This window comes from Aquabacterium sp., from assembly GCF_021768455.1.
Lineage (GTDB): Bacteria > Pseudomonadota > Gammaproteobacteria > Burkholderiales > Burkholderiaceae_C > Aquabacterium.
This window is the reverse complement of sequence record NZ_JAIZVX010000062.1, coordinates 1-22,841: the sequence shown is the minus strand read 5'-3', so window position 1 is coordinate 22,841 and position 22,841 is coordinate 1. Positions and strand designations below refer to the sequence as shown.

Below are 22,841 nucleotides of genomic sequence, written 5' to 3'. Positions count from 1 at the left end.
ATGAAGATCGGCGTGATGTACGGCCCCCATGGCTCGCCCGACTTTTTCACCCACGAAGACATCGCCACCTTCTTCGGCACCGACTACCAGGTGCACTACAACAGCAGCCGCACCGGCGTGCGCCTGATCGGCCCCAAGCCGCAATGGGCACGCACCGACGGCGGTGAAGCCGGCCTGCATCCCTCCAACATCCACGACAACGCCTACGCCATCGGCGCCATCGACTTCACGGGTGACATGCCCGTGATCCTGGGCCCCGACGGCCCCAGCCTGGGCGGCTTCGTCTGCCCGGCCGTGGTCGTGGCGGCCGAGCGCTGGAAGCTGGGCCAACTGAAGGCGGGCGACACCATCCGCTTCCAGGCGCTCACACTGGCACAGGCCCAGGCATTGCAGGCCGCACAGGACGCGCTGCTCGGAGGCACCGGCGCACCGAGCGCTTCGGCGTCGATCGGTCTTTCACCTGGCCTGCTGAAGTGCCCCGAAGGCGTGCCTGCCAGCGATGTCAGCCGCACGCTCAGCCCCATCCTCAGCCAGCGGGCCGCAGGCCACAAGCCCGATGGCAGCGAACAGCTGCCCCGCTGCATCCGCCAGGCGGGCGACCGCTACCTCCTGGTCGAGTTCGGCCCCCTGGTGCTGGACCTGACCCTGCGCTTCCATGTGCACGCGCTGATGACGGCCCTGCAGGCGCAGCGCGATGCGGGCCAGCTCGACGGCATCGTCGACATGACACCGGGCATCCGCTCGCTGCAGCTGCACTTCGACCCGGCCGTGCTGCCGCGAGACGCCCTGCTCGCCGCCATCGATGCGGCCGAGGCCAGCCTGCCCGCCACCGACGAGCTCACCGTGCCCACCCGCACCGTGTGGCTGCCCCTGTCGTGGGACGACAGCGCCACCCGCGAAGCCATCGACAAGTACATGCAATCGGTGCGCCCCGATGCGCCCTGGTGCCCGAGCAACATCGAGTTCATCCAGCGCATCAATGGCCTGGACAGCATCGAAGAAGTCAAACGCATCGTCTTCGAGGCCAGCTACCTGGTCATGGGCCTGGGCGACGTCTACCTGGGTGCCCCCGTGGCCACGCCGCTGGACCCGCGTCACCGCCTCGTCACCACCAAGTACAACCCCGCCCGCACCTGGACGCCTGAAAACGCCGTGGGCATTGGCGGCGCCTACATGTGCGTCTACGGCATGGAAGGGCCTGGTGGCTACCAGTTCGTGGGCCGCACCATCCAGATGTGGAACCGCTGGCGCGACGAACGCAGCGGCGCGGCCGACTTCGAGGCCGGCAAGCCCTGGCTGCTGCGCTTCTTCGACCAGATCCGCTTCTACCCGGTCAGCGAGGCCGAACTGCTGCAGATGCGCCGCGACTTCCCCGCCGGCCGCCTGAAGCTCAAGGTCGAGCACGGCCAGTTCAACATCGGCGACTACACCCGCTTCCTGGCCCGTGAGGCCGACAGCATCGCCGCCTTCCGCGCCACACAGCGCGAGGCCTTCCACGCCGAGCGCGAACGCTGGAAGGCCTCTGGCCAGGATGGCAGCCTGAGCGAGCTGGACACCGCCCCCGTGCAGGACGACAGCGCCCTGCCCGAAGGCGCCAGCGCCGTGGGCAGCCCGGTGCCGGGCAGTGTGTGGAAGGTGCTGGTGAAAGAAGGCGAGGCCGTGGCCGAAGGCCAGACGCTGGCCGTGGTGGAGTCCATGAAGATGGAGTTCCCGGTGCATGCGCCCGAGGCCGGCCGCGTGCTGAGCGTGCGCTGCCAGGAGGGCCAGGGCGTGACCGCCGGGCAGGCCGTGGTGGTGCTGGCCTCAGCCTGAGTGGGTTCAGCGCTGGCCGCGATCGGGCTGGATGTTCAGTGGCTGGCTCAGGCGCCAGTCGTCACCCCGGCCCCCACCGTGGCCGCCTTCCCGGCCACCACCGCCATGGCCGCCGCCATCACGGCCACCGCCGCCACCACCGGGCCCACCCGGGAAGCACAGGCCACCGCCAAAGGGCCCGAGGATGCAGCAGCCACTGGTGGCGAGGGTGCTCGCGGCCAGCAGGGCCAGGGTCAGACGGCGGGCCAGGCCCGTGCGAGGTGAGGTCATGCGGTGTCTCCATGGGCCCGACGGGCCCTGGCCCTCACAACGGGCTGCCCGGCCCGCACGTTGACCCTGTGCCCTGCCCGCTCAGGTAAAGCCGCGTGTCAACACCGACACACACCGGGCGAGATGCCTGCCGGCATCAGGTCGCATCGCCCCAGTTGAACACCGCATCGGCCCGATGGCGTGTGGCCGCGATGCGCTGGGCATTGGGCTCGTCGGTCACGGCAATCCAGTGGAGCGCGTCCTCACGCGATCGGCCAAAACGCATGTGGCGCGCCAGCAGGCGTTCGCGACGAAGGTCGTCGTCCACACCCACGTACCAAGCCTCGTCCAGCAGGGGCTTCACCCCCGCCCAGGCGCCCTCTGCCATCAGCAGGTAATTGCCTTCGGTGATCACCAATTGCACCTCGGGCGGCACGGCGATCGCCCCGGCGATGCCCTCTTCGAACTCGCGACGGTACTCGGGGGCATACACCGTTTCGCCGGTCTGTGGGGCCTGGCGCAGGCGCTGGAGCAAGGCCACGTAACCGTCGGCGTCGAAGGTGTCGGGCGCACCCTTGCGGCCCTGGCGGCCCAACTGCTGCAGCGCGCTGTTGGCCAGGTGGTAGCCGTCCATGGGCACGACCACGGCCCGCTCGCCATACAAGCCCTTCAAGGCCTCGGCCAGGGTTGACTTGCCACTGCCCGGCCCGCCGGCCAGACCCAGGATGCGGCGGCCGCCCCGGGCCAGCATGGCCTCGACGCGTGCGGTGAATTCAGCAGGGATGGGGGATGTGATCAGCGTGCTCATGGCCGCCAGCATAAAGGAGCCGGACCAGGGAAGCGGGCCGGCCCGGCTTCAGCGCAGGCGCCCCACGTAGCGCTGCTCGACCTTGCGCTCACGTTCGCGCACGGCCTCGGCCTGGTGCACGCTTTCCGGCCACACCGAGTTCGCCGCCAGAGCGGGCGCCGGTGCGCTCGCAGCCGGCTTGGCCAGACGGGGCTTGAGGGACTCCATGGCCGCCTCCATCTTGCCCGCCAGCATGGTCAGCTCCTCGGTGTCCTCGGCACGGCACAGGCGGATCACCTCGTTGGCATAAGCCACGTTCGATGCCATCCATTCCGTATCGGTGACACGACCCGTTTTGCGGCGCAGGGCGACATGGATGCGGGCGGCGAGGGCGATGCGGGCACTGTCTTGGCTCATGAACGGGACTCCTGGGAACGAAAGCGGCTCTCGGCATGCAAAAGTCAGACCTTGGTGGCAGGGCAAATCGGACACCCCCGCGAACAGGTGGCCTGGCACCGGCGCGCCAACGGGTGTCCAATGGGGGATGCCACGCGCTGCCCTGCCCAACGGCCCCCGCATTGACGACCCCATCGAACTGCTCCTGGCCTGCCACGAGAAAGTGCGCCGCTTCACCAGCCTGAGCCTGAAGCTGCAGGACCACGTGGCCACGCAGGGCGCGGACGGCCAGGCCGCCGACGCCGCCCGCGCCATCCTGCGTTACTTCGATGTGGCCGCGCCCCTGCACCATGCCGACGAGGACGAGGACCTGTACCCCGCCCTGCTCGGCCTGGCCGATGCCTCGCTGGCACAAACCATCCAGCGCATCCAGGATGAACACCAAGAACTGAACCGGCTGTGGCAAGCCTGCCGCCCCTGGTTGACGCGTGTGAGCGAGGCAGGCAGCCTGGCCGATCCTGGCGACGTGCCACCAGCGCCCGATGCCATCGGGGTCTTCGCCGCACGCTATGGACAGCATGCCGCCCAGGAAGAGCAATGGCTCTTCCCGCAGGCTCAGCGTTTGAGCGAGGCACAACGCCAGGCGATCTGCGCCGCCATGGTGGCCCGGCGCACCACCTGAGGGGCTGGTGGCCTCAGGCCAGACGGCGGTCGCTGCGCTGGGCGAAGTAGAACCACTCGTGCCCCACCTCGGCCCGCGGGTTGGGGAACACCACCCAGCCATCGCTGGGCGCACACACGGCCTCGCCATCGTGGCGGTGGCCAATGGGCTCGCCAGCCTTCACGGCATCGAAGCTGCGCCATTCACGCACCAGGCGGTCGCCGGGGTGGTGCAGGTCGGTCACGGCCACCAGGCGCATGATCTCCGGGTCGGCCACGGGGGGCGCCAGGGGCAGGTCGGCCATGCCCAGCCAGGCCAGCGTCTGGGTGATGGCCGTCCAGGCCACGCCAACGGCCGCAGGGTCGTCATGCTGACCGCATTCCAGCGTCACGCCATAGCCGCCCACCGAGCGCATGTACTCGGTGGTGCCCATGCCGTAATGGGTGGCCAGGCTGCCTGGCGTCACACCGGGGATGCGCCCTTGGGCCGCACGGGCCTGGCGTTCCTGCACGCCCTGGTCGTAGGTCTCGAGCCAGCCCTCGACAAAGCGGCGAGCGCCCAGGTGGGCGGCCCAGCGGGACTCTGCCACGCTGTGGGCAAAGGGCTCGATGGGGCCGGTGTTGTCCAGCGGGCCGAGCATGGTGAAGGGCTCGCCAGCGGTGTGGAAGGAGTGCAGATCGAGCAGGACCTCGTGCGCCGCCAGCAGCGGGCACAGGGCATTGCCGATGCGGTCTTCGAAATCCAGCGGTGCGGCCTTGGGCTGCAGGTTGCGATTGAGGTTGCGCTCGCCGGTGCGCTGGCCCTTGGCATAGGCCAAGGGGTTGGTCACGGGGACCAGGGTCAGCTGCCCGCGCAGGATCTGCAGCCTGCCGGCATCGAGTTCGGTCAGCAGGCGCTGGATGGCCTGGGTGCCGCAGGTCTCGTTGCCGTGCACCGCACCCAGGATGATCAGCCGGGGCCCAGGGGCCAGCCCATGAAACTGGTGCACCCTCAAAGAAGAGGGCTGGGCTGGTGACTGGGCTGGAGAAAGGGCTTGCTCACGCATGCCCAGAGTGTCGCACGGGGCGCCTCGGAACGCGTGGCTCAGAACTCGTTGGCCAGGCGCTTGTAGCCGGCGACCAGCTCGTTGTTGGTGCGGGCCACGTCTTCCGAGAACTCGGAGGCCTGCACGCTCACGCGCGGGATGGAGTCCAGGCGGGTGCTGGGGCCGATGCGCTCGGTCGAGGGCACGTAGAAGCCGGGCGGCAGGTCCAGGCCGTCGACCACGGCGTTGTGACGCACCACGCAACCGTCGCCCACGTGGGTGTTGAACAGCACGCTGTTGAAGCCGATGAAGACCTCGTTGCCCACGGTGCAGGGGCCATGCACGATGGCGCGGTGGGCGATGGAGGTGCGCTCGCCAATGGTGACGGCCGCGCCCGACTTGGAGTGGATGACCACGCCGTCCTGGATGTTGGAGTGGGCACCGATGACGATGGGCTCCATCTCGCCGGAGGCATCGGTCTCGTCGGCACGGATCACGGCATAGGGGCCGATGAACACGTTTTCGTGCACGATGACCTTGCCGCAGATGATGGCGGTGGGGTCGACGAAAGCGGATTCGTGAACCTGGGGACGGTGACCGGACGGGTTGCTGCGCAGCATTGAGAGGGGACTTGAAGTTCGAATGACCGAAGCATAGCCAAGCCATCAAATCAGATAAAGTGATCTTTTCCGATGATTCACATCCATTCGACCTATGGAACATGAGCAACAGGTGATCAAGCCCCCCCGCGCCACGCTGCAGCAGCTGCGCAGCTTCGAGGCCGCAGCGCGCCTGGGCGGCATCGGCAAGGCGGCCCAGGCCTTGCACCTGGCCCAGCCCACGGTGTCGACCCAGATCAAGGAACTGAGCCAGGCCCTGAACCTCACGCTCTTCGAGGCCGAGGGGCGAGGTCTGCGCATCACACCCCACGGCGAACTGCTGGCCGACACGGTCCGCGACCTCTTTGCACGCTGGCGCCAGTTCGAAGAAGACGCTCAGGCGATGCAGGGCCTGCAAAAAGGCAATCTCAAGCTGGCGGCGGTGACCACGACCGAGTACTTCATCCCCGACCTGCTGGGGCCGTTCTCACGGCAGTACCCGGGCCTGCGCATCGACCTGGCGGTGGAAAACCGCGATGCCGTCATCCGCCACCTGAGCGCGGGCGAGGTGGAGCTGGCGGTGATGATGCTGCCGCCGACCGACCTGCCCCTGTCGCGCTGGCCCTTCCTGGAGAACCCCCTGGTGCTGATCGCGCCCCTGGGTCACCCCCTGAGCGCGCGCAAGCGCCTGCGGCTGGAGCAGCTGACCAAGGAGACCCGGCTCACGCGGGAACCAGGCTCGGGCACCCGCCAGGCCACCGATCAGTACCTGGCCGCACAGGACGTGACCTGGCCCGCCCGCATGGGCCTGGGCTCGAACGAGGCCATCAAGCACGCGGTGGCGGCCGGCCTGGGCCTGGCCGTGCTGTCGCGGCACACGCTGGGGCCCGATCCCGCAGCGCAAGGCCTGGTCGAGCTGAAGGTGGCGGGCCTGCCCATCCGCAAGATGTGGCATGTGGTGTGGCGCAGCGACCGGGCGCTTTCGCTGCCCGCGCGCACCTTCCTGGCCGCGCTGCGGCAGCAGTTTGGCGAAGAGGCGCCGGTGATCGAAGGCGAAGCGGGCTGACCGCGTCCGCCTCGGTTCACATCAGCACAGGCCCACCCTTGGCCAGGGCACGCTGGTAGGCGGGGCGGGCTTCGACCTTGGCCAGCCAGGCCGAGGTGGCGGGCGTCTTGCCGCCGGGTGCGCGCGACTGCAAGGCGGCCACCGCAAAGCTCATCTGAAAGTCGGCCAGGCTGAGCTGTTCGCCAGCAAACCAGGCCTGCTTCGACAGGTGGGCTTCGATGAAGGCGGTGGCATCGGCCAGATTGGGATCGATCAGCTTGTGCTGCACCTGCTGGCACAGCTGCCGCGCGATGGGCCGCACGAAAAATGGCATGGGCTGGGTCGGGATGGTCAGGAACACCAGCTTCATCACCAGCCAGTTCATCAACGAGCCTTCGGCGAAATGCAGCCAGAAGCGCATCTGGTCGCGGGCCTCGGTGCCCGCAGGCGGCACGAGGTTCGCGGCCTCGCCCTGAGCCTGAGCGCCGTACCGCTCCTGCAGGTATTCGAGGATCACGGCCGATTCGGCCACGACCTTGCCGCCCCGGTCGCCATCGGTGATCAGTGGCGATTTGCCCAGAGGGTGCACCTTTTTCAGCTCGGGCGGAGCCAGGCGCGTTCGGGCATCGCGCCGGTATACCTTGAGCTCATAGGGCAGGCCCAGCTCTTCCAGCAACCACAGCACGCGCTGCGAACGGGAGGTCTCGAGGTGGTGAACGGTGATCATGCCGGCAGCATACACAGCCGGCGCGGGCCGTCCACCCAGGTCATCCCGCCAAGGCCTGTGACACGCCGGCAGCCGCCGCGTTCGGGGACGCCTGCGCGCCATCGGCCGCCGTGCCGCCGCCCAGCGACTGGTACAGCGTGACCAGCGCAGCCAGGCGGTTCAGCCGGTTCTGGGCCAGGTTGTTCTCGGCCGTGCGGCGGGCTTCCTGGGCGTCCAGCCAGACCTTGAGCGCCACGGCGCCGCCGCGGTAGCGGGCCTCGCTGAGCTTTTCGGCCAGGCGGGCGGCTTCCAGGGCCTGGGTGAGCTTCACACCCTGGTCTTCGTACTGCACGCGCGACGACAGGGCGTTCTCGACATCGCTCAGCGCCTGGTACCAGCTCTGGCGGTAGCCACGCACCGCCGAGTCCACATCGGCCTGGGCGATGGCCACCTGGCGGTCCATGTCGCGGTACTGCACAAAGGGCAGGACCAGGCCGGCGCCCAGGGTGCCGATCGGGTCGCTCAGCACCTTGGCCAGCGAGGTGCTGGTGCCGCCCACGCTGCCCGTGAGCGTCAGCTTCGGGTAGTAGCTGGTGCGGGTCGCATCGACGGTGGCCACCGAGCCACGCAGGCGCAGTTCGGCGGCGCGCAGGTCGGGGCGGCGGGTCAGCAGCGAGGCGGGCAGACCGGCCGGCACGTCGGGCAGGCTGCCTTCAGGCAGGGCGCGGCTCTCGTCCAGGGCCACCCCAGGCGGGCCATCGAAGAGCACGGCCAGGGCGTTGCGGGCCACCACGCGCTGCTGCAGCCACTGGGTGTGGCTGGCTTCCTGGGCGGCCAGCGTCTGCTGGGCCTGTGCGACGTCGAGTCCCGAGGCGGCACCGGCCTTGAACTGGATCTGGACCAGGTCGAGCGTGCGGCGGGCGTAATCGATGCTCTGCTGGCTGGCCAGCACGCGCTGGTTCAGGTAGGCGACCTGCCAGTACAGGTTGGCGGTGGTGCCGACCAGGGCCAGGGCGGTGGCACGGCGGTCTTCTTCGGTGGCCTGGGCCTCCCAGTCGGCGGCCTGGCGCAACGAGGCGAGGCGCCCCCACAGGTCGGCCTCCCAGCTCACGCTGCCGGTCAGGGTGCCGGTTCGGGTGGTGCCGCTGCCACCGTCGAGCTGGCGGGCTGCGGAGCCGCTGCCGCTCAGGCTCAGGGTGGGCAACTGGTTGCTGGCCGCCTGCCCGGCCGTGAGCTGGGCACGGCGCACCGTGATGGCGGCCTGGGCCAGGTTGTTGTTGCGGGCCAGGGCTTCGTCGATCAGTTTGACCAGCACCGGGTCACCCATGGTCGTCCACCAGGGTGACAGGGGCTCGGCCTTGAGCGCCTCGCCCTGGGCCTGCTGCCAGCTGGCGGGCTGGCGCACCTCGGGGGCGGTGTAGGCCGTCTGGGTGCTGGCGCAACCCGCCAGGCCCACAACCAGGGTGGCGGTGGCCAGGGCCAGGGCGTGCATCACGCGGCGTTGGGGTCTGCTGCTCATCTCTTGTCCTGCATTCGCTGTGGGCGCGTTCGCATGGCCGCGCCCGCGCCAGATTGTGCCGTGGTGATGTGGGGCCGCATCTGTTGCAAAAGCGGCTTTGGCCGAGGTGCTGCGCATGGGGAGGTGCCTCATTGCCGCGACAGCGCATCGACCGGGTCCAGCCGCGCCGCGTTGCGCGCTGGCAGGAAACCGAACACCACGCCGATCAGGGTCGAGACCCCGAAGGCAGCCACGATCGATGCCCAGGAATACACCATGCTGAAGCTGCCGCCGACCTTGTCAAAGGCCACACCGATCAGCAAGGCGATGCTCACACCCAGCACCCCGCCGATCAGACAGACCAGCACCGCTTCGATGAGGAACTGGCGCAGGATGTCGCTCTGACGGGCGCCCACGGCCATGCGCACGCCGATCTCCTGGGTGCGCTCGGTGACCGACACCAGCATGATGTTCATCACCCCGATGCCCCCCACGATCAACGAGATCAGCGCGATCGACGACACGAGCAGCGTCATGGTCTGCGTGGTGGACTCGATGGTCTGGCGGATGCTGTCGGCGTTGCGCGTGAAGAAGTCGACCGTGCCGTGGCGCTGGGTGATCAGGGTGGTGATGCCCTGCTCGGCCGCGCTGCTGGGCACCTGGTCGCTGATGCGAACAGTGATGTTGCGCAGGTAGTTCTGACCCAGCATGCGCTTCATGGCCGTGGTGTAGGGCACCCAGACGTTGAGCGTGTCGGTGGCACCAAAGGTGGACTCGAGCGGTTTGGTGACCCCCACCACGCGCACCGGCACCTTGCCCAGGAAGATCACCTGGCCCACCGCCTCTTCGCCTTCGGCAAAAAAGGCCTTGCGCGTGTTGGGGTCGATGACCGCGTCCTGATTCAGGCGTTGCACGCCCTCTGCGTCGAAGCCCTGCCCCTCGGCCAGGGTGTAGCCCTTGACCCGGAAGAACTGGTCACCCACGCCATTGACCTGCGCGGTGGCGTCCACACTGCCGTGGCGCGCCGTCACGCTGGTGCTGACGCTGGGGCTCACGCTGTCCACATAAGGCAGTTGGGCCAGCGCATCGCCATCGCCCGGCACCAGGGTGCGGATGGCGGCCGCACGGCGGTCGCCAAAGCCCTTGCCGGGGAAGATGTCGATGGTGTTGGTGCCCATCGCGCTGATGTCTTTCAGGATGCGCTGGCGCGATCCCTCACCCAGCGCCACGACCGACACCACCGAGGCGATGCCGATGATGATGCCCAGCATGGTCAACAGGGTGCGCAGGCGGTGGCCGGCCATGGCGCGCAAGGCCATGGTGAAAGCTTCGGAGAGCCGGTCCCAATGGGCCCGCCAGGCGCTGGTCGCGGCCTGGTCCTTGGCGGCGGGCGCTGGCGGCACGTGTTCGGCGTCGCCCTGCAGGCGATCGGCCACGATCTGCCCGTCGCTGATCTCGATGACGCGCTGGGCATGGCTGGCCACCTGTGCATCGTGGGTCACGAGGATGATGGTGTGGCCGTCGGCGTGCAGCTCCTTGAGGATGCGCATGACCTCGGCACCGCTGACGCTGTCGAGGGCCCCCGTAGGCTCGTCGGCCAGGATGACGTCGCCACCGTTCATCAGGGCCCGCGCAATGCTCACCCGCTGCTGCTGGCCGCCCGAGAGCTGGCCCGGCCGGTGGTCGGTGCGCTCGCCCAGGCCCAGGCGCTTGAGCAGGGCCTGGGCGCGGGTGTGGCGGGCATCGGGCGCCATGCCGGCGTAGATGGCCGGGATCTCGACGTTGCCCAGGGCGGTGAGGTCGCCCATGAGGTGGTAGCGCTGAAAGATGAAGCCGAAGTGCTCGCGGCGCAGGCGGGCCAGCTCATCGGGCTCCAGGGCCGAGGTGTCCTGCCCGGCCACTTCGTAGCGGCCACGGGTGGCCCGGTCCAGGCAGCCGAGGATGTTCATCAGCGTCGACTTGCCGGAACCCGAGGCGCCCATGATGGCCACCATTTCGCCGGCTTCGATGCGCAGGTTGATGCCCTTGAGCACCGCCACCGCACCGTCGCCAGACGGGAACTCGCGCCAGAGGTCCTGGACCTCCAACAAGGCTTGGGTCATGTGGGGCTCCTGCCTCAGAACATCGGCGGGCCGCCGCGCATGCCGGAAGCCTTGGCGCCACTGCCATCACCGATCACGACCTGCTCGCCTTCCTTGAGGCCTTCGAGCACCTGGGCCTGCACACGGTTGTTCAGGCCGACGCGGACGGTGCGCGGCTCCAGGCGCTGGGGCCCACCGGGGGCACCGCTCAGCACCTTGACGGTGTAGCGCCCGTCCTTGCCGCGCGCGCCCAGCGCCGTCGCCGGGATGACCAGGGCCTTGGGCGCCTTCGACACCACGACCGAGACCTGCGCCGTCATGTCGATGCGCAGCTTCTTCTGGGGATTGGGCACGGTGAAGCGGCCGTTGTAGTAGATGGCCGTGGTCGTGCTGGAACTGCTGGTGCTGGTCGACGTGCTGGAGCTGGTGTCGGCCTGCTGGGTGTCTGTCGCAGGCTCGACGGCCACGAGCTGGGCGTCATAGCGGCGGTCGGGCTCACCCATGATGGTGAAGTAGACCGGCAGGCCAGGCTGGACACGCACCACATCGGCCTCCGAGATCTGGGCACGGATCAGGACCGTGTCCAGCTGAGCCAGCTTGATCAGTGTCGGCGCCGACTGCGCCGCGTTCACGGTCTGCCCCTCCTTGCGGACCAGGGCGATGACGGTGCCATCCATGGGCGCCACGATGCGCGTGTAGCCCAGGTTCACCCGGGCCGTGTCGACGGCGATGCGGGCCTGCTCGATCTGGGCGTCCAGCTGGCCGATGGCGGCACGGCTGGTGGCCAGCGTGGCCTCTGCACTGTCATAGTCGACCTTGGCCGACGCTTCTTGCCTGAACAGCTCCTGCTGGCGCTTGAACACCAGCTCGGCCTGGCGCAACGTGGCCTGGGCCGAGCGCTTCTGGGCCTCCAGCACGGCCACGGCAGCCTGGGCATTGCGCAGGGTGTTTTCCTGCGTGGTGGCATCGATCTCGGCGATCAGATCACCCTTCTTGATCTCTTGCCCCAGCGTCACGTAGAGGCGCTTGATCTGGCCCGAGGCCTGCGCGCCCACGTCAACCTGGTTGTTGGCACTGATGGTGCCGGTGGCCAGCACCGTGTCCTCCAGATCGGCCACGGCCACCGGGGCCGTGATCACCTGGGGCGCCGGCGGTGGCGTGAAAAACTGCTTCTTGATTCCCCAGCCGGCGGCCACCAGGGCCAGTGCCAGCGCGCCGAGGCGCCATCCCTTGAACCATTTGATCATTGTGCTGCTCTTGCGTGCATGTCGATGTTCCTGCTCCGAGTGTGCACGCACAACGTTGACACACGGCGAAGCCCAGGTTTCTGGCGTGTAAAGTGAAGCCATGACTTCCGCGATCCTGATCACCGGTGCCAGCCAGGGCATCGGCGCCGCCACCGCCCGCCTGCTGGCCGCACGCGGTCACAGCCTGCTCGTGCACTGTGCCCACCGGCCCGATCTGGCGCAAGCCGTGGCCGATGAATGCCGCGCCCTGGGCGCGCCGCAGGTCCACGTGCACCAGGCCGACCTGGCCGACGAGACCGCCGTGCTCGGCCTCTTTGCCGCCGCCGACCAGCACCTGCCCGCCCTCAACGGCCTGGTCAACAACGCCGGCATCGTGGACCAGAGCGCGCGGCTCGACGCCATGAGCGCCGAGCGCATCCAGCGCATGATGGCCATCAACGTGATCGCGCCCATGCTGTGTGCCCGTGAGGCGGTGCGCCGGATGTCGACACGGCATGGCGGCCGCGGTGGCGTCATCGTCAACGTCTCCAGCAGCGCAGTGCGCAGCGGCTCACCGGCCCTGTATGTGGACTACGCCGCCAGCAAAGGGGCGATCGACGTCTTCACGAGCGGCCTGGCCAAGGAAGTGGCCGGCGAAGGTGTGCGGGTCTGCGCCGTGCGACCGGGGGTCACCGACACCGCCATCCACGCCTCGGGCGGCGAGCCGGATCGCGTCGCCCAGATCAGCCCCCAGCTGCCCATGGGACGGGCCGCACAGCCTGCGGAGGTGGGCGAGGCCATCGTCTGGCTGCTCTCGGACGCCGCCAGCTACACCGCAGGCGCCATCCTCGACGTGAGCGGCGCCCGCTGAAACCTGCTCGACCAGGCAGCCGGATGTGGCCCCACGCTCATCACGCTCAAAACGCCAGCTGACCTGAAAGGTACAGCCCCTGCTGGTTGGTCTTGCCCACGATCTGGCCCAGATTGACCCAGGCCGCCGTCAGGCTGGCGCCACGACACGGGAACCAGGCCAGGAAGACGTCGTAGGCCGCGTCTTCGCGCAAGGCGGCCGTGGCCGGGCTGGCGGTCTGCAGGTTGTTGGGGGTGTCGCGGTACTCGGCCCCCAGGACCAGGTCGTCGCGCAACATCAGGCCCAGGCTGGCCTCCAGCCGCGGCTGCCACCGTTCGCCACCAGGGCCGCCGAAGCCGACCAGGCCGAAGTGGTTGGCCCGCGTCATGCGCAAGGTGGCATTGCCCAGCACATTGAGCCCGCCCGCGGCCCCCAGCCAGAGCTTGGTCGCCGCCACATAGACTTCTGTGCCGCTGGCGCTCCGGGCTCCCAGGGCCTTGACCAGGGCCTCGTCGTCCACCTGCTTGTGCTGCACGCCCACGCTGACCTGGGGCATCAGGCGATCCTGGTCGTAGACCGCATCACCGGCCACGCGCAGCTTGGCACCCAGCACGCTCATCTCCAGCGCCTTGCCCGGCACCACATCACTGAGCTTGAAGCTCCAGCGCGCCATGCTGAACTCGAGCCGGTCACGGATGCCCACGGCCGCCCCGGCAATCTTCAGGTCGTAACCCCCATCGGTCTGGAGGTGGGTCACGTAGGCCGATCCGCCCACCTGGTCGCTGCTGCCCGTGCCGGCAATCACGGCCCAGGGCGTGAGCCCGCCACCCGCCGCACCATCGATCGACGACACCCCCCAGGTCGCCAGCAGGCGATCGCCCGCCTGGGCCGGTCCGGGCACCAGCGCCGCCAGTGCGAGCGCAGCAAGCGCCGAGACAGACCGGACGCGCGCCCCGATCGACCTCGGCGCGACAGCACCAGCCACGCGGCGTGTGACGCCCTGCGGGATGGGCCCGTGAAAGGGAAGGTGCTTCATGTTTCGTGCTTTCCTGCCAAAAACAAGCCCGTATCGCGGCTTGTTGCTCTGATCGCTATCGGCCCGATTGACGCAAGATGAAGCGGATTTTTTCACCGGAGCCGCCACATGAGCCTCAACCTCCGCCTGGCCTCTTTGCCCCCCAGCCGTCGGCGACACCTCCAGCTCGCGCTCCTGGGTATCGCCTTGAGTTGGTCTCTGGCTGCGCTGCTGGCCTGCACCAGCACGACGCCCGGCACCCCGCTGTACCTGCAACTGGGCGGCGAACGCGGCATCGAGGCCATCACCGATCGCACGCTCGACCGCGTCTCAACCGACCCGCGCAGCCAGCGTTCCTTCGACGGCATCAAGATGCCCTATCTGAAAAAGAACGTGGCAGCTTACGTGTGCAAGGTGGCCGACGGCCCCTGCGTCTACGAAGGCGAAACCATGGCCAACTCGCACGCGCAGTCCAACATCGCAGGATCGGAATTCGACCTCATGGTCACCGTGATGCGCGAAGAACTGGACCGTGCCCAGGTGCCCACGGCCGCCAAGAACGAGTTGCTGCGCCGACTGGCCTCCACCCGCCGCGACATCGTCACCCGCTGACCCCCAGGACACGCCATGCCCCAACACGCCGCATCAAACCTGCCCCAGCGCACCGTCCTTCGGGCCATGACCGTGCTGGCATGTGCCACGCCCTGGCTGGCCTGGTCGGCACCACAGATGATCCAGGTCACGACCGAGGCCGGCCAGCCCGTCCCCAACGCCGCGGTATCGGTGCTGGTCAAGGGTGCCAAGACCACGGCCGCCCCGGGTACCACCAAAGAAATCGGGCAAAAGGACAAGGCCTTCACCCCCAACCTGCTGGTCATCCAGACCGGCACCCAGGTGGCCTTCCCCAACTTCGACACGGTGCGCCACCACGTCTACTCCTTCTCGCCGGCCCGCACCTTCGAGATCAAGCTGTATGCCGGCACACCGGCTGCACCCGTGGTATTCGACAAGGCTGGCACCGCCACCCTGGGCTGCAACATCCACGACCGCATGCTGGCCTATGTGCACGTGGTCGACACGCCCTACTTCGGCATCACCGATGCCCAGGGCAAGGTCAGCATCGACCTGCCCGATGGAGAGCACCGCCTGCGCGTCTGGACGCCCAACCTGGGCGAAAAATCGCCCGGTGTCGAACAGCCGCTCAAGACAGGCTTGCCGCTCGCGATCGTCCGCGCCAAGGTCTGAGCGACACCGTCACGAAGCTTTCACAAAGCGGCGGCACACTTCGGTCATTCCTTCAGGCATGGGCCTGCAAGGAGCAGGGAAAAAGCCTGACTTGACGAGCCGGTCACCGCCGAACAGGACAGCGCTTCGTTTCCCGCATCTCTTCAAAGCGCAGCCCAGGTGGCTGCGCTTTTTCTTGGTCAGGCCACGGGGCTCAGCAAGCTCAGCAACAGGGCCACACGGGCCTGTGCTGCCGTGACCGGGCCTGCCGCCGGCCAGCGATCGCCCTCGCGGGAGAGCACCCCACCCTGGGCCGTGCGGCTGCTGCGCCACACCACCACACCGGCCTGCTCGGCACGCCCCAGCGCCGCCTCCAGGCCCTGGTGCAACGTGCCATGCCCCGTCGCCGCCACCACCAGGCCACGCAGGCGCTCGGTCGGAGAGCCTGACCGGCTGTGGGCCAGCAGGGCATCGACCAGCCAGCCATCGGCATCGGCATGGCTGCACACCAACTCCACACGAGGCGGGCGGGCCAGCGCCAACAACGCCCAACCTCGAGCCAATGCCGCGGGCCAGACCGGCATGGCCTGGGGCCACTGGCCCTGGGCATCGGTCTCGGCCAAGGCAGGCGCACCGCCCCCATCAAAAGCGTCCACCTCATGGCTGTGGGCCTTGCGCACCTCGGCCCCCGCCCAGGCACGACCGGCCAGCACCGCCACCACCCCATGGCGACCTTGGGCCGCCGCCGCGCGAACCAGGCCCACGGCGTCGCGGAGGTTGCCCGGGCCATCGGCGTCCACCGCCGTCGCCGGGCGCATGGCCGCGGTCAGCACAACCGGCTTGGGCACATCGACCAGGTGGTGCAGCAACAGAGCGGTTTCTTCCAGGGTGTCGGTGCCATGGGTGACAACCACACCGTCGACCTCGTCACGGGCCAGTTCGGCCGCCAGCGCGCGACCCAGGTCCTGCCAGACCGACCAGCCCATGTCCTTGCTGTCGACCTGCGCCACCTGCCGCGCCTCCAGCGGCACACCCGCCAAGCCAGGCACCGCCGACACCAGCTGATCGATCGACAACTGGGCGGCGGTGTAACGCCAGGGCGCACTCGGGTCTGGCCCCGTGCCCGCAATCGTCCCGCCCGTGCCCAGGATCACCACCACACCCATAACCCGCCTTTGCTCAAAACACTGGACAAACAAACAGCCCTGTATAAAATGACAGTCAACAAGGACAGCACGACCGCCATGCGGCCCGCCCTGCGATGACGAACGATAAACCCAAACTCACCCCGCGCCAGCAGCAGATCTTCGAGCTGATCCAGCGGGCCATCGCCCGCACCGGTGCGCCGCCCACCCGGGCCGAGATCGCGGCAGAGCTGGGCTTCCGCTCGGCCAACGCCGCCGAAGAGCACCTGCAGGCCCTGGCCCGCAAGGGCGTGATCGAGCTGCTCGGCGGCACCTCTCGCGGCATCCGGCTCAAGGCGGGCACCCTGCGCACAGTCAACGAAACCCGCAAGCGGGAAGACGCCAGCGAGCGCCAGGGCTTGCCCTTCAACCTCCACCTGCCAGGGCTGGAACAGCTGGTTCTGCCCCTGGTTGGGCGCGTGGCCGCGGGCCACCCCATCCTGGCGCAAGAGCACGTCGAGCAAAGCTACGCCGTCGAGCCCAGCCTCTTTGCCAAGCGCCCCGACTACCTGCTGCGCGTGCGCGGCATGAGCATGAAGGACGCCGGCATCCTCGATGGCGACCTGCTCGCCGTCGCCCGCACGGCAGAGGCCCGCAACGGTCAGATCGTCGTGGCCCGCCTGGGTGACGAGGTCACGGTGAAGCGCTTCCAGCGCAGTGCACGCGGCATCGAATTGCTGCCAGAGAACCCCGACTTCGAACCCATCATCGTCCCGCCCGACCACCCCGAGTTCTCGCTCGAAGGCCTAGCCGTCGGTCTGATCCGCAACCAGCTGCTGAACTGATCTTTCATCCCGGGCCACCGTGCGGGTGGCGGGCATTCGCGCCACCGAGGCGCAATCCCGCGTGGTGGCCTCGTCGCTGGAATCCTGCCGGACTTCCCCTTGCTGTCAACGGAGTTCACCATGATCCACCTGGCCCGCGCCCTCTTCGTCCGCTCCCAGCCCCAGCTGGTGGGCCGCACCGAGCCCACCCTTGCGGCCATGCCCGGTCCAGGCCGGCACAAGCCGGTTCGCGCTCGGCCACTCACCCCCTGGGGCAGCAGCCGCCCTCTGCACGATGGCCCTGAAGCCGATCGGGATGCAGGCCCCGGCACCCAGGGTGAAGCCGAAACCACAGGACAGCACACGCCAATCGGCCCATGCGCCCCTTTGGCTCAGCCTGGCCTGACACAGCCCAGCACGCCGCACATGGGCATCCGTGCCCTCGCGCAGCCACCGCGCCGTCGGGACACCGTCCGCATCTCGACGGATCCGGCCGATGCCCGGCGCACCGTCATCGCCGGACGCTTCGCCCAGGTCTGCGCCGCCCTGGATCGCCTGGTGCTTGAACAAGAAGCCCTGGCCTGAGCACCCATGAAAAAACCCGCCTGAGGGCAGAGCCCCAAGCGGGTGGTGTGGGCTGGCACCCTGGGTGCCAGCCTCCTGTGCGGCACGCCCGCCAGACGGCAGGCGCGGCCGACACCGGCATCAGCCCATGTGCAGGCCGCCGTTGACCGAGAAGTCGGCGCCGGTGGCGAAACCCGACTCGTCGCTGGCCACCCAGGAGACCATCGAGGCGATGTCTTCCGGGGTGCCCAGGCGCTTCACGGGGATGGTGGCGACGATCTTGTCCAGCACGTCCTGACGGATGGCGCGCACCATCTCGGTGCCGATGTAGCCTGGCGACACGGTGTTCACCGTCACGCCCTTGTTGGCCACTTCCTGGGCCAGGGCCATGGTGAAGCCGTGCATGCCGGCCTTGGCAGCCGAGTAGTTCGTCTGACCGAACTGGCCCTTTTCGCCGTTGACCGAGCTGATGTTGACGATGCGGCCCCAACCACGGTCCACCATGTCGTCGATGACCTGTTTGGTCACGTTGAACAGGCTGTTGAGGTTGGTGTCCATCACGGCATCCCAATCGGCCTTGGTCATCTTGCGGAACATGCCGTCACGCGTGATGCCGGCGTTGTTCACCAGGATGTCGATGGGACCGTGTTCGGCCTTGGTCTTCTTGAAGGCCTCGACGGTCGACTCCCAGTCGGCCACGTTGCCCACCGAAGCGTAGAAGTCGTAGCCCAGGGCCTTCTGCTCGTCGAGCCACTTCGTGAAGTCACGGCTGGGGCCGCAACCGGCGATGACCTTGTAGCCATCCTTGTGCAGGCGCTGGCAGATGGCCGTCCCGATGCCACCCATGCCGCCGGTCACGTAAGCCACTTTTTGAGTCATGTTCATCTCCTCTATGGAAAAACTGATGCTGTGAAACTGTGTGTGATGCGCCGCTGAAACTCAGCGTGCGATGGTCAGTGCAACGCCCATGCCACCGCCGATGCACAGCGAGGCAATGCCCTTCTTGGCGTCGCGGCGCTGCATTTCATGCAGCAGCGTCACCAGGATGCGGCAGCCAGAGGCACCGATGGGGTGACCGATGGCGATGGCGCCGCCGTTCACGTTGACCTTGCTGGTGTCCCAGCCCATTTCCTGGTGCACGGCACAGGCCTGTGCGGCAAAGGCTTCATTGATTTCCAGCAGGTCAAGCTCGGAAGCCTTCCAGCCGGCACGCTCCAGAGCGCGGCGCGAAGCCGGCACCGGGCCCATGCCCATGGTGGCCGGGTCCAGGCCCGCATTGGCGTAGGAGGCAATGCGGCCCAGCACGGGCAGCTTCAGTTCGGCAGCCTTGGCGGCGCTCATCACGACCACGGCGGCGGCGCCGTCGTTCAGGCCCGAGGCGTTGCCCGCGGTCACGCTGCCGGCCTTGTCGAAGGCTGGGCGCAGGCCAGCCAGCGCTTCGGCATTGGTCTTGCGGTTGAGGAACTCGTCGGTGTCGAAGACCAGCGGATCGCCCTTCTTCTGCGGGATCACCACCGGCACGATCTCATCCTTGAACTTGCCGGCATCCTGAGCGGCTGCGGCCTTCTGCTGCGAGGCCAGGGCCAGCGCGTCCTGGGCTTCACGGCTGATGCCGTACTGCTTGGCAACGTTCTCGGCGGTGATGCCCATGTGGTACTGGTTGTAGACGTCCCACAGGCCATCGTTGACCATGGTGTCGACCAGTTGCCAGTTGCCCATGCGCTGACCGTCACGCGAATTCGGCAGCACGTGAGGCGACAGGCTCATGCTCTCCTGACCGCCGGCGATCACGATCTCGGCGTCGCCATCTCGGATGGCCTGAGCCGCCAGCATCACGGCCTTGAGGCCCGAGCCGCACACCTTGTTGATGGTGAAAGCAGCCACCGTGTTTGGCAGGCCGGCCTTGATCACCGCCTGGCGAGCCGGGTTCTGGCCAGTGCCAGCCTGCAGCACCTGGCCGAGGATCACTTCGCTGATCTGGTCGCCCGTCAGGCCGGTACGGCGCAACAGGTCCTTGATCACCACCGCACCGAGTTCCGAGGCCGGGGTCTTGGCCAGGGTTCCACCAAACTTGCCCACAGCGGTTCGCGCCGCGGCAACGATGACGATGTCAGTCATGAGGATGCTCCTTTTGAGTTGAAATGAGGCCCGTTCGTGGGGGCCTTGATGGCAGAGATCAGACTTTGCGCAGGACGTAACGACCCGGCGCTGCTTCAATGGGGGGGTGCGCACGGCTGCCCTGCGCCTTCGGTGCGGGGACGTCCTGGCCACCGAAATCGCTCAGCCAGTCGGACCAGACCGGCCACCAGCTGCCGGCATGTTCTTCGGCGGTGGCGAACCACGCTTCGCTGGTGTCGGGCAGCTGCTTCAGCTTGGGCGAGGTCGTCCAGTGGCTGCGCTTCTTCTTCTCGGGCGGGTTGATCACACCGGCAATGTGGCCCGAAGCACCCAGCACAAAAGTCAGGTCGCCAGAGAGCACCTGGGTAGACGCGTAAGCGCTGTCCCAGGGCACGATGTGGTCTTCACGCGAGGCGTAGATGAAGGTCGGGATGTCGATCAGGCTCAGGTCGAGCGGTTCACCGCAGACCTTCACCGCACCAGGCTGCACCAGCTTGTTTTCGAGGTAGGTGTTGCGCAGGTACCAGGTGTAGAAGGGGCCCGGCAGGTTGGTGCTGTCAGAGTTCCAGTACAGCAGGTCGAAGGCCGGTGGCGTTTCACCCTTGAGGTAGTTGCCCACCACGTAGTTCCACACCAGGTCGTTGGCACGCAGGAAGGAGAAGGTCGAGGCCAGGTCCACGCCCTTCATCAGACCACCGCCCTTCGGGCTGTTGGGGCCCATGGTCAGCTCGCGGGTGCGGACCGACATTTCGTCAACGAAGACATCCATGATGCCGGTGTTGACGAAGTCCAGGTAGGTGGTCAGCAAGGTCAGGCTGGCGGCCGGCTTCTCGCCGCGCGCGGCCAGGGTCGCCAGGGCCGTGGCCAGCAGGGTGCCGCCCACGCAGAAGCCCAGGGCGTTGAGCTGATCGGCACCGCTGATCTCCAGCGTCTTGTTCATGGCCTCGATCACGCCGTGCTGGACGTAATCGTCCCAGTCGGCCTTGGCAAGGCTGTCGTCTGCATTGACCCAGCTGACCATGAACACGCGGTGGCCTTGCGACACCACATAGCGCACCAGGGAATTGTCGGGCTGCAGATCGAGGATGTAGTACTTGTTGATGCAGGGCGGCACGAACAGGAAGGGCCGCTCATGCACCTTGGGTGTCAAGGGCGCGTACTCGATCAGCTGGAAAAATGCGTTTTCGTAGACGACCGATCCCGCGCTGGTCGCCACGTTCTGCCCGACATGGAAGACGCTTTCGTCGGTCTGCGACAGGTGCCCCTGTCGCAGGTCGTGCAGCAGGTGTTGCACGCCCTGGGTGATGCTTTCACCCTTGGTCTCGACGGCCTTCTTCAAGGCCTCGGGATTGAGCGCCAGGAAGTTGCTGGGCGAGGCCGCATCGACAAACTGCTGGACGGCAAAGCGCACGCGCTCGCGGGCCTTCTCGTCGCCCTGCAGGCTGTCGGCCAGGCGGCTCATGGTCTTGGCGTTGAGCAGGTACATCGAGGCCGTGAAGGCGCTCACCGGGTTGGCCGACCACTCCGGGGCGGCGAAGCGGCGGTCGGCGGGCTTCAGCTGGCCAGGCTGCTCGATGGCCTGGTTCCACAGGCTGCTGGCCTGCTGCATGTATTCCTGCTGGATGCGCTGGAACTCGGTGGGCGGCACCTTGAGCCCGGCCAGCGACTGGAGCGTGGCGCCCAGGCTCTGGCCCATGGCTTCGGCCGCGTCTTTCATGGGGCCCATGGCGGCGAGCGGCTCGGCCGCCCTGCCCATCCACTGCTTGAGGGCCTCTGCGCCTGTGCCTGGAACGCCAGGGGCACTGGGCCATTGCGGCAGGCCCGACAGGCTGGCAAGGCCGGGCAATTCTGAGAGCGTGGGCATGGCCGGCATGCCCGGGATCTTGAACGCCTGCTGGAGGGCCTCCGGGTTCACGGCGGCACCCATGCCGGGAATGGCTTTCGCCATCGAGGCCATGGCCTCGGCGGGTTGGGTGAAAGCCTGCTTCAGTTCATCGAACGATGGCAGTGCACCCGGCTTGCGGCCTGCCTTCTGTCCTGCAGAAGGGGCAGCCTTGGCCGCCTGGGGCGCATCGACCTTGGCCTCATCGGGCTTGGCCTTCTTCACTGCGGTCTTGCCTGTCTTGGCCGCGGCACGCGACCGGGTGGAACCAGCGCGAGGGGCGTCATCGCTCGCTTGCGGGGCGCGTGGTGCACGCGACCTTTGCGGAACAGCCATATGTCTCCTAGGTGGAAAAGGACTTTGAGGGCGCCAGGGGCACCTTGAAGGTCTTGCCGGTCGATGGTGACCTGCACATGTTGCCCCATTTTGACGGCACATTTTTGATGCCGAAACCAGGCCTGTCTGACTTTTGACTTCTTTTCAACATCGGCCCAACGGTCCGGTGGCAAGGGGCGCACCTGGCGACTTTCAATCAAGAGATCACAATATGGTCACGGCCGCTTTTCACGACTTGCGCCATGTCAAGCATCGTGACGCCATTGATGCCCTGTCGTCTGCAGGGCTTGCCCTAATCCCCACTTTTGTTGGAAGCCCGGAACACCCATGTGGATCGTTGCCATCGCCTGGATCTATGTCGCCCTGATGATGGCGCTGGCCGAAGCCACCAACCCGCAGGGGACCATCCTGGGCGCCGTCATCACCTTCGTGTTTTACGGTGTGGCCCCCACCGCACTGGTGATGTACCTGCTGGGTGCCCCGACGCGACGCAAGGCCCGCCTGCAGGCCGAGGCTGCCGAGCGTGAAGCATGGGTCGCCGCTCAAGCCAGGCAGGGCGCCACGACAGCCGAGACCACCTCAGCGGGGACGCACCCAGATGCAGGCAGCCTGCCGACCGGTGACCCGGTCTCTGCGGAACGAAAAGAACCGTGAAGGTGCGCTGAAGGTGCACCATTCGCCCCCGGTGATGGCCGTGGGCGGCAGGCCCAGCGCCTGCAAACGGTCACGGGCCAGACCAGACAGGTCGGCCAACCATTTGGGCGATGGAGGCTCGGCCTCTGCCTGGGCCCCCCGATGCCCAGCGGCCTGACCCAGCGGC

At 67.8% G+C, this 22,841-nt stretch carries 24 protein-coding genes; 9 read left to right on the top strand and 15 right to left on the bottom strand.

Going from position 1 to position 22,841, the window contains the following annotated elements; genetic code table 11:
- Window positions 1–1,812: carboxyltransferase domain-containing protein (locus tag QZ994_RS09995; protein ID WP_290871282.1), on the top strand; the 1,812-nt coding region annotated here is incomplete at its 5' end.
- A 6-nt stretch (window positions 1,813–1,818) separates the two neighbouring features.
- Here the strand turns inward: QZ994_RS09995 and QZ994_RS09990 are convergent.
- From QZ994_RS09990 to QZ994_RS09980, 3 genes are all read right to left on the bottom strand, one after another.
- Entirely contained in the window at window positions 1,819–2,082 is a 264-nt protein-coding gene (locus QZ994_RS09990; RefSeq protein WP_290871281.1) for a hypothetical protein, read from the bottom strand.
- Between the two features lie 136 nt (window positions 2,083–2,218).
- Entirely contained in the window at window positions 2,219–2,869 is a 651-nt protein-coding gene (locus QZ994_RS09985; RefSeq protein WP_290871280.1) for a nucleoside/nucleotide kinase family protein, read from the bottom strand.
- A gap of 48 nt (window positions 2,870–2,917) precedes the next feature.
- Complete coding sequence (locus QZ994_RS09980) at window positions 2,918–3,265, bottom strand: hypothetical protein (protein ID WP_290871279.1); 348 nt, start codon at window positions 3,263–3,265, stop codon at window positions 2,918–2,920.
- Window positions 3,266–3,392: 127 nt separating this feature from the next.
- Between QZ994_RS09980 and QZ994_RS09975 the strand changes: the two genes are divergently transcribed.
- Window positions 3,393–3,926: a hemerythrin domain-containing protein gene (locus tag QZ994_RS09975; protein WP_290871278.1), complete on the top strand. Its 534-nt coding sequence runs from the start codon at window positions 3,393–3,395 to the stop codon at window positions 3,924–3,926.
- 13 nt (window positions 3,927–3,939) lie between these two features.
- Here the strand turns inward: QZ994_RS09975 and QZ994_RS09970 are convergent, their stop codons facing one another.
- Entirely contained in the window at window positions 3,940–4,950 is a 1,011-nt protein-coding gene (locus QZ994_RS09970; protein WP_290871277.1) for a succinylglutamate desuccinylase/aspartoacylase family protein, read from the bottom strand.
- A 38-nt stretch (window positions 4,951–4,988) separates the two neighbouring features.
- A complete protein-coding gene (locus QZ994_RS09965; protein ID WP_290871276.1) occupies window positions 4,989–5,549 on the bottom strand; it encodes a carbonate dehydratase in 561 nt (186 codons plus the stop codon).
- 112 nt (window positions 5,550–5,661) lie between these two features.
- On the opposite strand from QZ994_RS09965, the gene QZ994_RS09960 reads away from it, so the two are divergent.
- Window positions 5,662–6,594: a LysR family transcriptional regulator gene (locus QZ994_RS09960; RefSeq protein WP_290871275.1), complete on the top strand. Its 933-nt coding sequence runs from the start codon at window positions 5,662–5,664 to the stop codon at window positions 6,592–6,594.
- 16 nt (window positions 6,595–6,610) lie between these two features.
- Here the strand turns inward: QZ994_RS09960 and QZ994_RS09955 are convergent, their stop codons facing one another.
- From QZ994_RS09955 to QZ994_RS09940, 4 genes are all read right to left on the bottom strand, one after another.
- Window positions 6,611–7,300, bottom strand: a complete 690-nt coding sequence (locus QZ994_RS09955) for a glutathione S-transferase (RefSeq protein WP_290871274.1) — start codon at window positions 7,298–7,300, stop codon at window positions 6,611–6,613.
- Between the two features lie 40 nt (window positions 7,301–7,340).
- On the bottom strand, window positions 7,341–8,798 hold the full coding sequence (locus QZ994_RS09950) for an efflux transporter outer membrane subunit (RefSeq protein ID WP_290871273.1): 1,458 nt from the start codon (window positions 8,796–8,798) through the stop codon (window positions 7,341–7,343).
- 128 nt (window positions 8,799–8,926) lie between these two features.
- Window positions 8,927–10,879 (bottom strand): MacB family efflux pump subunit, encoded by a 1,953-nt coding sequence (locus QZ994_RS09945; RefSeq protein ID WP_290871272.1) that lies wholly within the window; start codon window positions 10,877–10,879, stop codon window positions 8,927–8,929.
- Between the two features lie 14 nt (window positions 10,880–10,893).
- Window positions 10,894–12,105, bottom strand: coding sequence for an efflux RND transporter periplasmic adaptor subunit (locus QZ994_RS09940; RefSeq protein WP_290871271.1), 1,212 nt, complete (start codon window positions 12,103–12,105; stop codon window positions 10,894–10,896).
- Window positions 12,106–12,205: 100 nt separating this feature from the next.
- Here QZ994_RS09940 and QZ994_RS09935 point away from each other — a divergent pair, with 100 nt between their 5' ends.
- The gene (locus QZ994_RS09935) at window positions 12,206–12,955 is read left to right on the top strand and encodes an SDR family NAD(P)-dependent oxidoreductase (protein ID WP_290871270.1); all 750 of its coding nucleotides are present in this window, start codon (window positions 12,206–12,208) and stop codon (window positions 12,953–12,955) included.
- A 46-nt stretch (window positions 12,956–13,001) separates the two neighbouring features.
- On the opposite strand, the gene QZ994_RS09930 is transcribed toward QZ994_RS09935, so the two are convergent.
- Window positions 13,002–13,970 (bottom strand): DUF3034 family protein, encoded by a 969-nt coding sequence (locus tag QZ994_RS09930; protein ID WP_290871269.1) that lies wholly within the window; start codon window positions 13,968–13,970, stop codon window positions 13,002–13,004.
- 108 nt (window positions 13,971–14,078) lie between these two features.
- Here QZ994_RS09930 and QZ994_RS09925 point away from each other — a divergent pair, with 108 nt between their 5' ends.
- Both QZ994_RS09925 and QZ994_RS09920 read left to right on the top strand, forming a co-directional pair.
- On the top strand, window positions 14,079–14,561 hold the full coding sequence (locus QZ994_RS09925) for a group 1 truncated hemoglobin (protein ID WP_290871268.1): 483 nt from the start codon (window positions 14,079–14,081) through the stop codon (window positions 14,559–14,561).
- A 15-nt stretch (window positions 14,562–14,576) separates the two neighbouring features.
- A complete protein-coding gene (locus QZ994_RS09920) occupies window positions 14,577–15,194 on the top strand; it encodes a methylamine utilization protein (protein WP_290871267.1) in 618 nt (205 codons plus the stop codon).
- A gap of 179 nt (window positions 15,195–15,373) precedes the next feature.
- Here QZ994_RS09920 and QZ994_RS09915 read toward each other — a convergent pair whose 3' ends face one another.
- Window positions 15,374–16,339: an asparaginase gene (locus QZ994_RS09915; RefSeq protein WP_290871266.1), complete on the bottom strand. Its 966-nt coding sequence runs from the start codon at window positions 16,337–16,339 to the stop codon at window positions 15,374–15,376.
- Between the two features lie 95 nt (window positions 16,340–16,434).
- Between QZ994_RS09915 and lexA the strand changes: the two genes are divergently transcribed.
- Window positions 16,435–17,142, top strand: coding sequence for a transcriptional repressor LexA (gene lexA / locus QZ994_RS09910; RefSeq protein ID WP_290871265.1), 708 nt, complete (start codon window positions 16,435–16,437; stop codon window positions 17,140–17,142).
- Between the two features lie 120 nt (window positions 17,143–17,262).
- Window positions 17,263–17,706, top strand: coding sequence for a hypothetical protein (locus QZ994_RS09905; protein ID WP_290871264.1), 444 nt, complete (start codon window positions 17,263–17,265; stop codon window positions 17,704–17,706).
- Between the two features lie 120 nt (window positions 17,707–17,826).
- On the opposite strand, the gene phbB is transcribed toward QZ994_RS09905, so the two are convergent.
- From phbB to phaC, 3 genes are read right to left on the bottom strand one after another with little or no spacing between them, the layout of a single operon-like run.
- On the bottom strand, window positions 17,827–18,564 hold the full coding sequence (gene phbB, locus QZ994_RS09900; RefSeq protein WP_290871263.1) for an acetoacetyl-CoA reductase: 738 nt from the start codon (window positions 18,562–18,564) through the stop codon (window positions 17,827–17,829).
- 60 nt (window positions 18,565–18,624) lie between these two features.
- The gene (locus tag QZ994_RS09895; protein WP_290871262.1) at window positions 18,625–19,803 is read right to left on the bottom strand and encodes an acetyl-CoA C-acetyltransferase; all 1,179 of its coding nucleotides are present in this window, start codon (window positions 19,801–19,803) and stop codon (window positions 18,625–18,627) included.
- A gap of 58 nt (window positions 19,804–19,861) precedes the next feature.
- Window positions 19,862–21,499, bottom strand: coding sequence for a class I poly(R)-hydroxyalkanoic acid synthase (gene phaC / locus QZ994_RS09890; RefSeq protein ID WP_290871283.1), 1,638 nt, complete (start codon window positions 21,497–21,499; stop codon window positions 19,862–19,864).
- An 849-nt stretch (window positions 21,500–22,348) separates the two neighbouring features.
- Here phaC and QZ994_RS09885 point away from each other — a divergent pair.
- Window positions 22,349–22,675, top strand: a complete 327-nt coding sequence (locus QZ994_RS09885; protein WP_290871261.1) for a hypothetical protein — start codon at window positions 22,349–22,351, stop codon at window positions 22,673–22,675.
- On the opposite strand, the gene QZ994_RS09880 is transcribed toward QZ994_RS09885, so the two are convergent.
- Window positions 22,601–22,841 (bottom strand): laccase domain-containing protein (locus tag QZ994_RS09880; protein ID WP_290871260.1); only part of this gene is annotated, 241 nt, incomplete at its 5' end. The two genes, QZ994_RS09885 and QZ994_RS09880, sit on opposite strands and share 75 nt — an antisense overlap.

Bases quoted from the DNA above. Each gene is read 5' to 3' on its own strand.
- lexA (WP_290871265.1), top strand. From the start codon at position 16,435: ATGACGAACGATAAACCCAAACTCACCCCGCGCCAGCAGCAGATCTTC.
- QZ994_RS09895 (WP_290871262.1), bottom strand. From the start codon at position 19,803: ATGACTGACATCGTCATCGTTGCCGCGGCGCGAACCGCTGTGGGCAAG.
- QZ994_RS09930 (WP_290871269.1), bottom strand. From the start codon at position 13,970: ATGAAGCACCTTCCCTTTCACGGGCCCATCCCGCAGGGCGTCACACGC.
- QZ994_RS09920 (WP_290871267.1), top strand. From the start codon at position 14,577: ATGCCCCAACACGCCGCATCAAACCTGCCCCAGCGCACCGTCCTTCGG.
- QZ994_RS09955 (WP_290871274.1), bottom strand. From the start codon at position 7,300: ATGATCACCGTTCACCACCTCGAGACCTCCCGTTCGCAGCGCGTGCTG.
- QZ994_RS09965 (WP_290871276.1), bottom strand. From the start codon at position 5,549: ATGCTGCGCAGCAACCCGTCCGGTCACCGTCCCCAGGTTCACGAATCC.
- QZ994_RS09925 (WP_290871268.1), top strand. From the start codon at position 14,079: ATGAGCCTCAACCTCCGCCTGGCCTCTTTGCCCCCCAGCCGTCGGCGA.
- phaC (WP_290871283.1), bottom strand. From the start codon at position 21,499: ATGGGCCAGAGCCTGGGCGCCACGCTCCAGTCGCTGGCCGGGCTCAAG.
- QZ994_RS09970 (WP_290871277.1), bottom strand. From the start codon at position 4,950: ATGCGTGAGCAAGCCCTTTCTCCAGCCCAGTCACCAGCCCAGCCCTCT.
- QZ994_RS09985 (WP_290871280.1), bottom strand. From the start codon at position 2,869: ATGAGCACGCTGATCACATCCCCCATCCCTGCTGAATTCACCGCACGC.
- QZ994_RS09915 (WP_290871266.1), bottom strand. From the start codon at position 16,339: ATGGGTGTGGTGGTGATCCTGGGCACGGGCGGGACGATTGCGGGCACG.
- QZ994_RS09905 (WP_290871264.1), top strand. From the start codon at position 17,263: ATGATCCACCTGGCCCGCGCCCTCTTCGTCCGCTCCCAGCCCCAGCTG.
- phbB (WP_290871263.1), bottom strand. From the start codon at position 18,564: ATGACTCAAAAAGTGGCTTACGTGACCGGCGGCATGGGTGGCATCGGG.
- QZ994_RS09950 (WP_290871273.1), bottom strand. From the start codon at position 8,798: ATGAGCAGCAGACCCCAACGCCGCGTGATGCACGCCCTGGCCCTGGCC.
- QZ994_RS09975 (WP_290871278.1), top strand. From the start codon at position 3,393: ATGCCACGCGCTGCCCTGCCCAACGGCCCCCGCATTGACGACCCCATC.
- QZ994_RS09935 (WP_290871270.1), top strand. From the start codon at position 12,206: ATGACTTCCGCGATCCTGATCACCGGTGCCAGCCAGGGCATCGGCGCC.
- QZ994_RS09885 (WP_290871261.1), top strand. From the start codon at position 22,349: ATGTGGATCGTTGCCATCGCCTGGATCTATGTCGCCCTGATGATGGCG.
- QZ994_RS09945 (WP_290871272.1), bottom strand. From the start codon at position 10,879: ATGACCCAAGCCTTGTTGGAGGTCCAGGACCTCTGGCGCGAGTTCCCG.
- QZ994_RS09940 (WP_290871271.1), bottom strand. From the start codon at position 12,105: ATGATCAAATGGTTCAAGGGATGGCGCCTCGGCGCGCTGGCACTGGCC.
- QZ994_RS09990 (WP_290871281.1), bottom strand. From the start codon at position 2,082: ATGACCTCACCTCGCACGGGCCTGGCCCGCCGTCTGACCCTGGCCCTG.
- QZ994_RS09980 (WP_290871279.1), bottom strand. From the start codon at position 3,265: ATGAGCCAAGACAGTGCCCGCATCGCCCTCGCCGCCCGCATCCATGTC.